The sequence below is a fragment of the Myxococcus sp. XM-1-1-1 genome (assembly GCF_020037095.1).
Lineage (GTDB): Bacteria > Myxococcota > Myxococcia > Myxococcales > Myxococcaceae > Myxococcus > Myxococcus fulvus.
Genome location: NZ_JAIQDH010000044.1, coordinates 1 through 12,822, shown reverse-complemented (window position 1 = coordinate 12,822; position 12,822 = coordinate 1). Strand labels below are relative to the sequence as shown.

14 protein-coding genes are annotated in these 12,822 nt (G+C 69.9%); 9 read left to right on the top strand and 5 right to left on the bottom strand.

All coding sequences use genetic code 11. The features are described from left to right. Positions 1 to 86: 86 nt before the first annotated feature. The 4 genes from K8640_RS41795 to K8640_RS41780 all read left to right on the top strand — a co-directional run bounded on the left by K8640_RS41795 (position 87) and on the right by K8640_RS41780 (position 3,651). Positions 87 to 692 (top strand): hypothetical protein, encoded by a 606-nt coding sequence (locus K8640_RS41795; protein ID WP_223752185.1) that lies wholly within the window; start codon positions 87 to 89, stop codon positions 690 to 692. A 141-nt stretch (positions 693 to 833) separates the two neighbouring features. Further along, positions 834 to 1,856 carry an LLM class flavin-dependent oxidoreductase gene (locus K8640_RS41790; protein WP_223752184.1) on the top strand — a complete coding sequence of 341 codons (1,023 nt, stop codon included), beginning with the start codon at positions 834 to 836 and terminating at the stop codon, positions 1,854 to 1,856. A gap of 157 nt (positions 1,857 to 2,013) precedes the next feature. Continuing rightward, positions 2,014 to 3,081, top strand: coding sequence for a YihY/virulence factor BrkB family protein (locus tag K8640_RS41785; protein WP_223752183.1), 1,068 nt, complete (start codon positions 2,014 to 2,016; stop codon positions 3,079 to 3,081). A 111-nt stretch (positions 3,082 to 3,192) separates the two neighbouring features. Next, positions 3,193 to 3,651 carry an Rrf2 family transcriptional regulator gene (locus K8640_RS41780; protein ID WP_141324591.1) on the top strand — a complete coding sequence of 153 codons (459 nt, stop codon included), beginning with the start codon at positions 3,193 to 3,195 and terminating at the stop codon, positions 3,649 to 3,651. Positions 3,652 to 3,654: 3 nt separating this feature from the next. On the opposite strand, the gene K8640_RS41775 is transcribed toward K8640_RS41780, so the two are convergent. From K8640_RS41775 to K8640_RS41765, 3 genes are all read right to left on the bottom strand, one after another. Continuing rightward, positions 3,655 to 4,071 (bottom strand): VOC family protein, encoded by a 417-nt coding sequence (locus tag K8640_RS41775; RefSeq protein WP_223752182.1) that lies wholly within the window; start codon positions 4,069 to 4,071, stop codon positions 3,655 to 3,657. Positions 4,072 to 4,159: 88 nt separating this feature from the next. Beyond that, positions 4,160 to 5,140: a sigma-70 family RNA polymerase sigma factor gene (locus K8640_RS41770; RefSeq protein WP_223752181.1), complete on the bottom strand. Its 981-nt coding sequence runs from the start codon at positions 5,138 to 5,140 to the stop codon at positions 4,160 to 4,162. Between the two features lie 85 nt (positions 5,141 to 5,225). Beyond that, a complete protein-coding gene (locus K8640_RS41765) occupies positions 5,226 to 6,824 on the bottom strand; it encodes an ABC-F family ATP-binding cassette domain-containing protein (RefSeq protein WP_223752199.1) in 1,599 nt (532 codons plus the stop codon). Between the two features lie 212 nt (positions 6,825 to 7,036). Between K8640_RS41765 and tgt the strand changes: the two genes are divergently transcribed. From tgt to K8640_RS41745, 4 genes are all read left to right on the top strand, one after another. Further along, on the top strand, positions 7,037 to 8,206 hold the full coding sequence (gene tgt, locus K8640_RS41760) for a tRNA guanosine(34) transglycosylase Tgt (protein WP_141324588.1): 1,170 nt from the start codon (positions 7,037 to 7,039) through the stop codon (positions 8,204 to 8,206). Further along, positions 8,203 to 9,048 (top strand): MnmC family methyltransferase, encoded by an 846-nt coding sequence (locus K8640_RS41755; RefSeq protein WP_223752180.1) that lies wholly within the window; start codon positions 8,203 to 8,205, stop codon positions 9,046 to 9,048. Before tgt ends, K8640_RS41755 begins: the two co-directional genes overlap by 4 nt. Positions 9,049 to 9,174: 126 nt before the next feature. Beyond that, positions 9,175 to 9,699 (top strand): hypothetical protein, encoded by a 525-nt coding sequence (locus tag K8640_RS41750; RefSeq protein WP_223752179.1) that lies wholly within the window; start codon positions 9,175 to 9,177, stop codon positions 9,697 to 9,699. A 42-nt stretch (positions 9,700 to 9,741) separates the two neighbouring features. Further along, a complete protein-coding gene (locus K8640_RS41745; RefSeq protein ID WP_223752178.1) occupies positions 9,742 to 10,275 on the top strand; it encodes a hypothetical protein in 534 nt (177 codons plus the stop codon). A gap of 8 nt (positions 10,276 to 10,283) precedes the next feature. Here the strand turns inward: K8640_RS41745 and K8640_RS41740 are convergent, their stop codons facing one another. Then, positions 10,284 to 10,739: a DUF1622 domain-containing protein gene (locus K8640_RS41740; RefSeq protein ID WP_223752177.1), complete on the bottom strand. Its 456-nt coding sequence runs from the start codon at positions 10,737 to 10,739 to the stop codon at positions 10,284 to 10,286. A 175-nt stretch (positions 10,740 to 10,914) separates the two neighbouring features. Here K8640_RS41740 and K8640_RS41735 point away from each other — a divergent pair, with 175 nt between their 5' ends. Then, positions 10,915 to 11,778, top strand: coding sequence for an alpha/beta fold hydrolase (locus K8640_RS41735; protein WP_223752176.1), 864 nt, complete (start codon positions 10,915 to 10,917; stop codon positions 11,776 to 11,778). On the opposite strand, the gene K8640_RS41730 is transcribed toward K8640_RS41735, so the two are convergent. Next, on the bottom strand, positions 11,775 to 12,593 hold the full coding sequence (locus K8640_RS41730) for a zinc-ribbon domain-containing protein (RefSeq protein ID WP_141332163.1): 819 nt from the start codon (positions 12,591 to 12,593) through the stop codon (positions 11,775 to 11,777). The two genes, K8640_RS41735 and K8640_RS41730, sit on opposite strands and share 4 nt — an antisense overlap. Between the last annotated feature and the right edge of the window lie 229 nt (positions 12,594 to 12,822).

Here is a 12,822-nt window from a genome sequence, read left to right as displayed (position 1 = left end):
TTTCCTCTCATTGTTGATGGGGGGAGGGCGGACGCATGGTGGGGCTCGCGCATGTCGCGCCATCGAGTCCGAAGAGGTTGCCTCCCATGAAGCGTTGGGTCGTCGTCGCGTGGTTGCTGTTCACCTTTGCTTGCGCCAGCACCGTTCCGGGCGCGTTGCCCTTGCGCGCGGAGAAGGGGCCGGAGCCGGAGGTCACGTTGTTGTGGGTGGGCGAGGCGCAGGCGGAGCGCTTCGAGGAGGGGGCATGGAAGCGGGTGCCGGCGTTCGACTACGAGTTCACGGTGGAGCAGCGTCGCTTCGGGAACCACTGGGAGTCGGTGAAGCACCTGCGTCGGCGGCACCCGGACTATGACGGGAGCGCGGGTCCACGGGAGCAGACGATGTTCTTCCGGGTCGACCTGGGGGCGGTGGAGTCCTCGGGGAACGTGGCGCTGAAGCTGGTCTCCACGCTGGGCCCGGGCGAGGGGACGACCGACCGCGCGTTCCGGGAGGCGAAGCTGGTGTTCCACCCGGAGCTGAGCTCCTTCGCGCCCTTCGATACCTACCGCATCCAGCAGCATTACGAGTACGAGCAGGGGCTGTTGAAGGAGACGGTGTCCCTGGACAAGGGCGAGCGACCCTGGGTGCGCAACCACGAGCGGGCCGGGCTCTTCGCCCCCCACCGCTTCGAGTCGCCCCCGACGACGCGGTGACGAGGGGGGCGTCCGAGCCCTCCTGCGTTTCCCGTGCACGGGAGCGCGCCCTGCGTTAACGCAAGGGCTTTCCGGGGATGGCGCCGCCCGGGAAGGGACGGGCCCGTCCCTCGTTGCGCGTGCGCGCCCTGAGGTCCTCCGATGATTCCCTTCTCCGTTCTCGACCTCTCCCCCATCCGCCAGGGCAGCGACGCGGCGGACGCCCTGCGCTCCACGCTGGACCTGGCCCGGCACGCGGAGCGCTGGGGCTACCGGCGCTTCTGGCTGGCCGAGCACCACAACATGACCGGCATCGCCAGCGCGGCCACCGCCGTCGTCATCGGCCATGTCGCGCAGGGCACCTCGAGCATCCGCGTGGGCGCCGGCGGCATCATGCTGCCCAATCACTCGCCCCTCGTCATCGCCGAGCAGTTCGGCACGCTCGAAACCCTGTACCCCGGTCGCATCGACCTGGGCCTGGGCCGCGCCCCCGGCACCGACCAACGCACCGCCTCCGCCCTGCGCCGCAGCCGCGTGGACACCTCCGACGCGTTCCCCCAGGACGTCGCCGAACTCCAGGCCTACTTCCAGGACCCCGAACCCCAACAGGCCGTGCGCGCCGTGCCGGGCATGGGGCTCAAGGTGCCCCTGTGGATCCTCGGCTCCAGCCTCTTCGGCGCTCAGCTCGCCGCCGTCATGGGCCTGCCGTACGCGTTCGCCTCGCACTTCGCGCCCCAGCAGCTCTTGTCCGCCCTGCGCGTGTACCGCGCCAACTTCCGCCCCTCCGCGGCGCTCGACAAGCCCTACGCCATGGTCGGCCTCAACGTCTTCGCGGCCGACACGGAGCCGGAGGCCCAGAAGCTGTTCACGTCACTCCTGCAGGCCTTCATCAACCTGCGCCGCGGACGCCCCGGCCAGCTGCCGCCTCCGGTGGACAGCATGGACGGGCGCATCACCGAGTACGAGCTGGCGGAGGTGGAGTCCATGCTCGCCTGCTCCATCGTCGGCAACCCACAGCAGGTCGAGGAGGGGCTGCGCTCCTTCATCGCGGAGGTCCAGCCCGACGAGCTGATGGTCACCTCGCAGATCTTCGACCACACCGCGCGGCTGCGCTCCTACGAGCTGCTCGCCCAGGCCCACGCCCGCCTCTCCAGCGGCGACGCGGCACAGCGCTCCGCGGGCTGAGCCGGGCTCCCTCCTTCGCGAGCGCTCCCCTGGATGCCTGCCCTCGGGCGTCCTCCCTGGGGGAGCGGGCGAGGAGGCTGTCCTTCCGGGCAGGGGCGCCACCGAGGGCGCGCATGGCCAATATCCCCTGGGACTTCCATGGGATGAGGACTGCGCGATGGTCTTGCCGGGCAAGGGCATGGGATGGCTGGAGTTCTTCAAGCTCCTCAAGGACGAATGGAAACGCGATGACGTGGGCGACGTCGCGGGAGCGTTGACGTTCCGCGCCATCCTCGCGCTGTTCCCGTTCCTGCTGTTCCTGGTGTCACTCGCGGGCGTCATCATCGACCCCAACCAGGCGCAGGTGCTCATCCAGGAGCTGGGCAAGGTGGCCCCCAAGGAGGTCACCGCCATCCTGAGCCAGCGCATCGAGTCGCTCGCCAGCAGCAACCCCGTGGGCCTGCTCACGGTGGGCGGCGTGGGCGCCATCTGGGCGGCGTCCGGTGGCATCGTCGCGTTGATCAACGCGCTCAACACCGCCTACGGCGTCGAGGAGACGCGGCCGGTGTGGAAGCTGCGGCTCATCGCTGTCTCCACGACGCTGATCGCCGCGGTGGTCGCCATCGTCGCGGCGCTGGCGGCGGTGGCCACGCCCGCGCTGGCGAGCAAGCTGCCCGGGCCCGTGTCCACCGTGGCGCTGTGGCTGCGCCTCCCGGTGGCGGGCCTGCTGATGATGTTCCTGTGGGCGGTGCTCTATTACGTCCTGCCCAACGCGAAGCAGAAGTTCCGGTTCATCACCCCGGGCTCCGTCGTGGGCGTGCTCATCTGGGTGGCCGCGTCCTGGGCCTTCTCCAAGTACGTGGCCAACTTCGGCAAGTACGACGTGAACTACGGCGCCATCGGCGGCGTCATCGTGCTCCTCCTGTGGATGTGGCTGTCCTCGCAGGTGGTCCTGTTGGGCGCCGAGATCAACGCCATCCTCGAGCAGCGCTCTCCGGAGGGGAAGGCGCCGGGCCAGCGCGTGCCGGGCCAGGGCAAGGCCCTGACGGCCACCAAGACGGAGCTGGAGGAGGGCGGCGCGGGCCTGCCCGGCTCGCGCGACTTCCGACCCCAACTGGACCCGGCCACGGGCCAGCCCGTCACCAACACGCCCCCGAAGCTCGGGCAGACGCCCCTGGCCGCCGCCGCCAAGTGGGCCGCCGGCCTGGGGCTGGGCGTCTTCTTCCTGCGCAAGACGTCTCGCTGAGGCCCGTCCGGAAGCGGGCGGACGCCCCGGGGCCGGGGTTTGCCGGGTTGCACGCCGCCAGGGCGGACGATAGGTAACCTGGAGGTGTCTGCATCCCAGCCCGGAGGGTGAGTGAACAGCCGATTCACCATGGCGGCGCACATCGTCGCGATGCTCGCGAAGTGCTCGGCGAAGGCGGAGGGTCCGCTCACGTCCGAGGTCATGGCGCGCAGCATCCAGACGAACCCCGTCGTGGTGCGGCGGCTCCTGGGCGACCTGGCGCGCTCGGGGCTCATCGAGACGAAGCGCGGCGCGCGGGGCGGCGTGACGCTGGCCCGCAGCCCCGAAGCCATCACCCTCCGCGACATCTACGAGTCGGTGGAGGAGGGCGAGCTCTTCGGCCGTCACCCCGTGGGCCCCGCGCCGGACTGCACCATCGGCCCGTGCGTGGCCGAGTACCTGGAAGGCGTCTTCGGCCGCGCGGAGGCCGCGCTGAAGAAGAGCCTGGAGGGCACCACCGTCGCCCAGATGTCCGAGGAGCTGGAGGCCCGCTTCCGCGCGCTCAATCCCTCCCTCGGGCAGTCCGGCTGAGCCTCAGTGCGGCAGCGCGCTCAGGTCCATGTGGATGACCTCCCAGTGATGGCCATCCGGGTCGAAGAAGCTCCAGCCGTACATGAAGCCGTGGTCCTGGGGCTCCCCCGCCGTCGAGCCGCCGGACGCCACCGCCGTCCTCACCATCCGGTCCACGTCCTCGCGGCTGGAGGCCGACAGCGCGAAGATGCCCTCGGCCGTCGTGTGCGTGTCGCACAGGGCCTTCTTGCTGAAGTCCTGGAAGCGCGCCTCCGTGAGCAGCATCACGAAGGCCTCTTCGCTGACCACCATGCACGTCGCGTGGTCATCACAGAAGCGGGCATCGAACGTGAAGCCCAGCTTCGTGAAGAACGCATTCGTGCGCTTCAGGTCCTTCACGGGCAGGTTGACGAAGAGCTTGCGCGAGCCGGTCATGGCCATGGATGCCTCCACCTCGGGTGGGTTCCCTGGCATGGACGGACAAGGGGGCCCGGAATCATCGGTGCCCCCCAGAAAAAGGCCCGGGCCCTCAGCGCGCCGGCAGGAAGGGGGGCAGCCCGAAGCGCGGGAAGAGCGTCTTCGCGTCGAGGAAGTAGTTGAGCCCGACGATGCGCTCCCCCTCGATTTCGAGCACGTTGAGCGCCCACGGGGTGAGCGTCCCGTCCGGGCCGCCCGGCTTGTACTGGCCGAACGCGGGGGCCCCGTTGGCGGACACAGGCACCAGCCGCGAGCCCCGGCACGCCGCGCCCCGTCCCTCCATCCACAGGGCCACCTGCTCCGGGCCGCGCACCCAGAGCGCGAGCGGAGGCATGGACATGTTGACCTCCTGGTGGAGCAGGGCGGTGAGCGCGGCCATGTCGTAGCGCTCGAACGCGTCCACGTACCGGTCCACCAGCGAGGCCTGTGTCTCTGACAGTGGCGCCCTGGGCGTGCTCACGTCCTTGGTGGCCAGCGTGGCGCGGGCCCGCTGCAGCGCGCTGTTGACGGCGGGCACCGTCAGCTCCAGCGCGTCGGCGACCTCGGCGGCGGACCAGTCCAGCACCTCCGTGAGCAGCAGCGCCGCGCGCTGCCGGGGCGGCAGGTGCTGGAGCGCGGCGACGAAGGCCAGCCGGATGCTCTGGCGCATCATCACCAGCTCCGAGGGCGTGGCGTGGCTCGGCACCACGAGCGCGTCCGGCACGGGCTCCAGCCACTCCTCCCCGGGGCGCTCGCCCAGGGGCGCGTCCAGCGGGCCCGGCGGCCCCAGCTCCATGGGCCGCACGCGGTGGGCGCGCTCCTGGAGCACGTCGATGCAGCGGTGGGTGGCGATGCGGTACAGCCACGTGCGCGCGCTGGAGCGCCCCTCGAAGTGCTCCAGGTGGCCGAGCGCGCGCACGAAGGTCTCCTGGACGGCGTCCTCGGCCTCGGCGATGGAGCCGAGCATCCGGTAGCAGTGTCCGGTGAGCGCGGTGCGGTGCTCCTCCATCGCGAGGAGCGCGGCCTGCGGTGCGGGGGAAGGGCCTTCAGCCATGGCCGGGCCTCTATCAAGCCTCCGCGGGGCGGGCCAAGCGCCGGGGTGTGAGGGCCCCGGCGCTTCGACTCGAAGAAGCGGTGCGTCAGCGGCGGTGGGCCGTGACGTCCGCGTGCTTTTCGCGGAACTCCGAGTAGGGGCCGTTGAAGTCGAGCACCTCCTGGCCGGCCTGGAGCGACCAGATGCGCGTGGCCACCTCGGAGATGAGCTCCTGGTCGTGCGTCACGACGATGACGGTGCCCTCGTACTTCTGCAGGCCCTCGGCGAGCGCGGAGATGGACTCCAGGTCCAGGTGGTTGGTGGGCTCGTCGAGCACCAGGACGTTGTCCTGCATGATCATCAGCTTGGAGAGCAACAGGCGCACCGTCTCACCACCGGAGAGGGTGTCCGTGTTCTTCATGCGCTCCTCGCCGGAGAAGAGCATGCGGCCCAGCACGCCGGAGATCTCCTCGTTGGTGAGCTTGTCGTGCAGGTCCCGCAGCCAGCCGAAGCAGGTGGTGCCCTTGCGCACGACGCCGTGGTGGTCCTGCGGCAGGTAGCCCACGGAAGCCTGGTGGCCCCAGCCGATCTTGCCCGTGTCCGGTTCCAGCTGGCCGGCGAGCATGCGCACCAGGGTGGACTTGCCCACGCCGTTGCGGCCGATGACGCAGACCTTCTCGCCCTTGCACACCAGCGCGTTGAAGGGCCGGATGACGGCCTGGCCGTCGAAGGACTTGCTGATGCCCTCCACCATGAGCGTCTGCTTGCCGCTGACGACCTTCTGGTCGAAGCGGATGAACGGGCGCGCGATGTTGGAGCGCTTCAGGTCATCGGTCTTGAGCTTCTCGATCTGCTTGATGCGGCTCTGCACCTGGGAGGCGCGGGTGCCGGCGTGGAAGCGCGCGACGAAGTCCTGCAGCTGGGCGATCTTCTTCTTCTTCTCCGCCGTCTCGGACTCCACGCGGGTGCGCAGCTGGGCCTTCTGCCGCACCATGTCGTCGTAGCCACCGTTGTACTGGATGATGGCCTCGTAATCGATGTCCGCGATGTGCGTGCAGATGGAGTTGAGGAAGTGCCGGTCGTGGCTGATGGTGATGAGCACGCCCTCGTACTCGTGCAGGAAGTTCTCCAGCCAGCGGATGGAGTCGATGTCGAGGTTGTTCGTGGGCTCGTCGAGCAGCAGCCCCTCGGGCTTGCCGAACAGCGCCTGGGCGAGCAGCACGCGCAGCTTGAGGCCGCCCGTCAGCTGGCGCATCTGGCCCTCGTGGAACGACTCCTCGATGCCCAGGCCCGCCAGCAGCGTGGCCGCGTCGCTCTCCGCCGAGTAGCCATCCTCCTCCGCGATGACGCCCTCCAGCTCACCCAGCCGGTTGCCGTCCTCTTCGGTGATGTCGGACTTGGCCAAGAGCTGGTTCTTCTCCGACATGGCGTCCCACAGGGGCTTGTTGCCCATGAGGACGACGTCGAGGACGCGGTTCTCCTCGTAGCGGAAGTGGTCCTGGCGCAGGATGCCCAGCTTGCGCGGGCGCACGACGTTGCCCATGTCCGCTTCCTCGTCTCCGGCGAGGATCTTCATGAACGTGGACTTGCCCGCCCCGTTGGGACCGGTCAGGCCGTAGCGACGGCCCGGGGAGAAGGTCACGTTGACCTCCTCGAACAGCTTCTTGGGCCCGTAGGCCTTGGAGACGTTGATGACGTTGAACATGGCGGCGGCGTTGTAGCGGAATTGACGCGCAGCGGCCAAGGAAGCGTGGAATCGCCTCCGGACCGTCTCGCGGTGACCTGAGGAAACGCCTGCCAGGTGACGAAAAATGCCCTGGAATGGCGGGGCCTTGGGGCCCTGTCCGGCCGGCAGGTGGGGGAACGGGCGACAGGGATGGACTGTCGGGCGGGATTGGCGGGTATAAGGCCCCGCCCATGGCCGTCCGTTTCGAGCTCGTCACCACCGACCCCACCGGCGCCCGCGCCGGCATCCTCCACACCCGGCGCGGCAGCTTCCGCACGCCCATGTTCATGCCGGTGGCCACCCACGCCGCCTTCCGGCACCTGGCCATGGAAGAGGTGAAGGAGACCGGGGCCAGCATCCTCCTGGCCAACACCTACCACCTGATGCTCCGGCCCGGCACGGAGGTCTTCAAGCGCTTCGGCGGCATCCATCCCTTCATGCAGTGGGATGGCGGCGTGCTGACGGACTCGGGCGGGTTCCAGATCTTCTCCCTGCCGGAGGACCGGCTCATCACGGAGAAGGGCGCGCACTTCCGCAGCTTCTACGACAACAGCCGGCAGCTGCTCAGCCCCGAGTCCAGCATCGCGATGCAGCAGTCCATCAACTCCGAAATCATGATGGTGCTGGACGTGTGCATCGACTCGCGCACGGACGAGGCGGGCACGCGCGAGGCGATGGAGCGCACCCACCGCTGGGCGGTGCGCAGCCTGGCGGCGAAGAACCAGGTGGACACCGGGCAGGCGCTGTTCGGCATCGTCCAGGGCGGCGTGTTCCCGCACCTGCGCGACGAGAGCGCGGCCTTCCTGACGCAGCTGCCGTTCGACGGGTTCGCCATCGGCGGGCTGGCGGTGGGCGAGACGAAGGCGGAGCGCGAGACGATGACGTTGCGCACCACCGCGTCGCTGCCCGCGGACAAGCCTCGCTACCTGATGGGCGTGGGCACGCCGACGGACCTCATCGAGGCGGTGCTGCGCGGCGTGGACATGTTCGACTGCATCATCCCCACGAAGATGGCGCAGCAGGGCTACGCGTACACGTTCCAGGGGCTGGTGCGCATCACCCGCACCGTGTACCGGCTGGCGGACGAGCCGCTGGACGCCGAGTGTGATTGCTACGTGTGCAAGCGCTACACGCGCGGGTACCTGCAGCACCTGATGCGCGGCAAGCACCACCTGGGCTCGCGCTTCCTGTCGGTGCACAACGTGCGGCACTACCAGAAGCTGATGGGCCGCATCCGCGAGGGCATCCTCTCCGGCACGTACGACCAGGTGGCGCGGGAGCTCAAGGCCGCCATCGCCACGCCGAAGGACCTGAAGGAAGAGGCGGCGGCGCGCGACGTGACGCTCAAGGAGGTCGGGTGAGCCAGGAGGCCAACCCGCGCGACGGGGACTTCGAGCTGGTCACGCTGCGCAACGGCTCGCGCGCGGTGCGGCACCTGGGCCATGGCGAGGTGATGCACCCGTCGGTGGGCCCGTGGAAGGAAGCGCTGGGGCTCTACGTCGAGCAGCCGAGGCTGGCGGAGCGGCTGTCCCAGCCGGGGCCCACGCTGGTCATCCACGACGTGGGGCTGGGCGCGGCGACGAACGCGGTGGCGGCGCTGACGTGCGCGCGGGAGCTGGGCGCGGCGCGGAGGCGGGCGCTGGAGGTGGTGAGCTTCGAGGTGGACCTGGCGCCCCTGCGGCTGGCGCTGGCGGACGCGGCGGGCTTCCCGTTCCTGCAGCCGTTCCGCGCGGCCGTCGAGACGCTGATGCGGGACGGGGTGTGGGAGGAGGAGGGCCTTCGCTGGCGGCTGCACCTGGGGGACGCGGTGCCGTTCCTGGACGGGGCGCTGCCGGTGGCGGACCTGGTGTATTTCGATCCGTTCTCTCCCGCGTCGAACCCGGACATGTGGACGGAGGGCGTGCTCGAGCGGGTGCGTCGGCACTGCCGCGAGGACGGCGAGGGTGCGCTGTTGCTCACGTACAGCGCGGCGACGCCCACGCGGGTGACGCTGCTGCTGGCGGGGTTCTTCGTGGGTGCGGGCTCGTCCACGGGGACGAAGGGTGAGACGACGGTGGCCTCCACGCGGCGCGAGTCGCTGGTGGCGCCGCTGGGGCAGCGGTGGGTGGAGCGGTGGACGCGCTCCTCGTCGCGGGCGCCGCACGGTGGACGCCTGACGCCCGAGGTCGAAGCACGCGTGCTCGCACATCCGCAGTGGCGGTGAGCGGGCCCGCCCGGTCCCCAGGTGCGAGCGTGGCCCCTGGGACGAGGGTGCAATGGGTTGTGATGGACATTGGGGTTAGGTGTGGAGTCCCCGCGCTCAGGCCTGTCGCGGGCTGGGAGCTCCCTCATGTCTGCCATTCGCGCGCGGCTGATGTCGTTGTCCTCTCTTCTCGCGGCGCTCGTCCTGTATGCGGGGCCCGTGAGCGCTGAACCCGTCACCCTCAACTGCCCGGGCACCATGGCGGTGAACTACTCGCCCGGCATGACGAACACCCCGCGCTTCATGACCATCTCCGGGACGGGCACGTTCGGTCCGTGTGTGGGATTGCCGCTCGGCATCCTCTCCGCGGACTATTCCGGCGTGGCGCAGGGGACGACGAGCTGTCTGACCAGCTCGACGACGGCGAACCTGACGTTGACGTGGAACGACGGCACCGTGAGCACGCTCTCCATGACGCAGACCCTCAACACCCGGCCGACGGGACAGGTGGTGTCTGTCTATGCGGGCACGGTGACCTCGGGCCGCTTCCAGGGCGCCACCGCGACGGGGACGCTGACCCTCCTCCAGACGGACCTCCTGGGGTGCTTCACCGAGGAGGGGGTCACCGCCACGGCGGGTCCGGCCGTCATCACCCTCATCGGGCTGCTCTGAGGCTCCGTTGGGAGCCGGAACACGTCTGTCCTGGGAGGAAGCATGTCATATCGTTCGTGGTGTCGTGGTGCGTCGGGAAGTCTGTCTCTGCTGTGGGTCGTCGTCGCGCTGGGCTGGGCCTCGCCTTCGCGCGCCGAGGCGGTGCTGTTGACCTGTCCCGGTACGCTCCAGGCGCGGTACTCGCCGGGCATGACCAACACTCCGCAAACCATCGCGACGAGTGTGAGCGGGACGTTCGGCCCCTGTGTCGGTACGCCGCTGACGCTCTTGTCCGCGTCGCTCCAGGGCGGTGGAACGGGGCAGCTGAGCTGTCTGGCCGGTTCGACGCAGTCCATGTCGACGCTCACGTGGAATGACGGCACCACCAGCACCGTCAGCGTGAGCATCCTCGTCTCCGCCCGGCCGCTCGGCGAGGTGGTGGTGACGTACTCCGGCACCGTGTCGAGCGGGCGGTTCGCTGGAGCCGATGTGCTCATGGTTCTCGTCCTGGCCCAGACGCAGGTCACCGGATGCTTCACGGACGAGGGCGTCACCGCCACGGCGGGGCCCGTGGTCCTCACCCTCACCGGCGCCTGAGGCCCGGCTCAGTGGGGCGGATGGGACGTGGGGTCCGCTCCCGGGGGGCGCCGCAGGGGAGGCTGCTCTCGCGGGGGCACCTCATCCGAGGAGGGGCGGGCCGCCCGCGCGAGTGCGTCCTGGCGTTGCTCGTCACGAATCTCCCGGCCGAGGAAGTAGTTGAGGGCGGTCCGGATGGCGGCCACCGCGGCGACCTGGCCGATCTGCTCCCACGTGGGCGCGACGGCCGTGCGCAGCAGGTCCGCGCCGAGCTGGAACTCCAGCCCCAGCGCGAGGAACCGGCCGAGGGTGAGGCGGATTCGGGTGAAGGAATCGGTCCGCTCCTTCTGGACCGCCGCCAGGATGAAGCGCACGAAGCCGATGGCGGCGCCGGTGAAGATGACCAGCGCGGCGGCGACCTCCACCAGACGCACCAGCAGCGTCACCACGCCGTGCAGCCAGGCTTCGTTGATGAGCTCGTCCATGGACCCGGGGCTCCTCCGTCTTGGAAGATGGACATCGCCAGGGGGCGCTGGTCCTGTTTCTCCGGATGCTCGGGCGGGCGCGCGAGGGGCCGCCGCCTGCCTGCATCTCGTGGACACCCTGGGGAGCTGTCGTCGAGGCAGACAACCGGGGCTGTTCGGGATATCCGGGAGGGGCATGAGCGAGGCCCTTCAACTGGATGACTGGGGCGGCACCGGCCCCGTGCTGCACCTGGCGCACGCCAACGGATTTCCCCCAGGCACCTATCGCCAGCTCATCGAGCGGCTGAAGCCTCGCTTCCACGTCGTGACGGTGCGCTCGCGGTGCCTCGTCCCCGGCTCGGATCCGCTGTCGATGCGGGACTGGAACGACATGGCGGATGACCTCATCGGCGCGCTCCGCGCCGCGAAGCTGGAGGGCATCGTCGGGGTGGGGCACAGCATGGGCGGCGTGGCGACGCTGCTCGCCTCCGTGAAGGACCCGAGCCTCTTCCGCGCCGTCGTCACCCTGGACCCGGTGCTGTTCTCCGGGATGCGCAAGCTGGTGCTGGACGTGCTGACGCTGCTCGGACAGCGAAGCCGTGTGCCTCCCGCGAGCCTGGCGCGCCGCCGTCGCGCGCACTGGCCCACGCGTGAGCTGGCCTACACCGTCTATCGCAAGAAGCCGCTGTTCGCGGCCTTCGACGAGGCGTGCTTCCAGGACTACGTGACGTATGGGCTCACGGAGGCGCCCGAGGGCGGCTTCCGGCTGACCATCCCTCGCGAGTGGGAGGCCCGCGTCTTCGAGACGACGCCGAAGGGGATGTGGCGGTCGCTGCGCTCCATCTCCGTGCCCACGCTCATCGTTCGAGGGGCACGCACGCGCACGTTGGCCGCCTCGGCCTTCGCCAAGGCCCGGCGGGTCATCCCGGGCGTCCGCCTGGAGGAGGCTCCCGGCGGGCACCTGTTCCCGCTGGAGGACCCGGCGGACTGTGCCCGGCGCATCCTCGCGTTCCTGGACTCACTCGAGGCTCCGGGCGAGCCGCTGCGTCAGGCGCGTTAGGGGGCGGTGTCGTCCGCCACGGGCGTCGGGAGCGCGTCGGGCGACTCCGAGGGCTGCTGGGCCTCGAGCTGGAGGAGCGCCTCGAAGGCCGCGGCCTTGGGGCTGGTGGTGGTGCTCTTGACGACGTGCTGCCAGGCGCCACCCGGGAGGCGGTGTGCGTAGCCGCCCCAGAGCAGCTTGCCCTGGAGCCCGACGAAGACCTCGTCCTTCTCGAAGCGCTGGTCGGCGGTCCGCTGCATCAACTCGAGGAGCTTCACGCGGTCCGGGTTGCTCACCTTCTTGAGGTGGGTGGAGCGCGCGGTGATGACCCGGATGCCCTGGTCCTTCACGGCCGCGGAGGCGGCGGTGACGGACATGGACGTGTGGCCCGCATCCTCGAACGCGGACTGAAGCGCCTCCTGGAGGGCGAGGTCCTCGGCCTGGGCGTGGAAGCGCTGGTCGAAGCCGTGGCGCTCTTCCTGGACCTCCGTGCCGTCCTGCGTGCCGGTGACGGCGGAGGTCACCGCGCCGACCACGGGGAAGCCCACGCAGCAGAAGAGCAGGGCGCCGAGGGGGAAGAGACCTCCCAGGCGGTGCAGCACGGGCTTCGTCGGCACGTGGCCGATGGACTGCTCCGGCACCTCCGAGTGCAGGTTGCAGCGGGAGCAGGCGAGGACGTACTTCGTCCTCAGGGAGAAGAGCGGGAACCAGAAGACGTGGGCGACGCTGTAGTGCCGCTGGAGTCGGTGGGTCGTCTCCCGCTGGCAATCCCGGCAGAGGGCGGGCCGCTCCCCGAGTTCCTGCTGCTTCGCCGAGCTTCCATAGATGATGAACATGCCTGACTCCGCTCGGGGTGGAGTCCGTCCCATACCGCGACGTTGATACAAGCGTCCACCGTGACACTCTGTCTCGGAGACCCCTCGCTCCCGTGACAGCCTGTTCGGGCGAGAGGTCCCGGACCGCGCGGTGATTCCTCGCGGGTCCCTCTGACTCGACTTTCGCCATTTTAGAGCGAGGGAGAGAGCGCGGCGGTCTACTCCGCGCTCTCCAGAGATGGCGGGGCGC

What these genes read in the sequence shown, in the direction of transcription:
- K8640_RS41795 (WP_223752185.1), top strand. Translation starts at nt 87, where the DNA reads ATGAAGCGTTGGGTCGTCGTCGCGTGGTTGCTGTTCACCTTTGCTTGC.
- K8640_RS41790 (WP_223752184.1), top strand. Translation starts at nt 834, where the DNA reads ATGATTCCCTTCTCCGTTCTCGACCTCTCCCCCATCCGCCAGGGCAGC.
- K8640_RS41785 (WP_223752183.1), top strand. Translation starts at nt 2,014, where the DNA reads ATGGTCTTGCCGGGCAAGGGCATGGGATGGCTGGAGTTCTTCAAGCTC.
- K8640_RS41775 (WP_223752182.1), bottom strand. Translation starts at nt 4,071, where the DNA reads ATGGCCATGACCGGCTCGCGCAAGCTCTTCGTCAACCTGCCCGTGAAG.
- K8640_RS41770 (WP_223752181.1), bottom strand. Translation starts at nt 5,140, where the DNA reads ATGGCTGAAGGCCCTTCCCCCGCACCGCAGGCCGCGCTCCTCGCGATG.
- K8640_RS41765 (WP_223752199.1), bottom strand. Translation starts at nt 6,824, where the DNA reads ATGTTCAACGTCATCAACGTCTCCAAGGCCTACGGGCCCAAGAAGCTG.
- tgt (WP_141324588.1), top strand. Translation starts at nt 7,037, where the DNA reads ATGGCCGTCCGTTTCGAGCTCGTCACCACCGACCCCACCGGCGCCCGC.
- K8640_RS41750 (WP_223752179.1), top strand. Translation starts at nt 9,175, where the DNA reads ATGTCTGCCATTCGCGCGCGGCTGATGTCGTTGTCCTCTCTTCTCGCG.
- K8640_RS41745 (WP_223752178.1), top strand. Translation starts at nt 9,742, where the DNA reads ATGTCATATCGTTCGTGGTGTCGTGGTGCGTCGGGAAGTCTGTCTCTG.
- K8640_RS41740 (WP_223752177.1), bottom strand. Translation starts at nt 10,739, where the DNA reads ATGGACGAGCTCATCAACGAAGCCTGGCTGCACGGCGTGGTGACGCTG.
- K8640_RS41735 (WP_223752176.1), top strand. Translation starts at nt 10,915, where the DNA reads ATGAGCGAGGCCCTTCAACTGGATGACTGGGGCGGCACCGGCCCCGTG.
- K8640_RS41730 (WP_141332163.1), bottom strand. Translation starts at nt 12,593, where the DNA reads ATGTTCATCATCTATGGAAGCTCGGCGAAGCAGCAGGAACTCGGGGAG.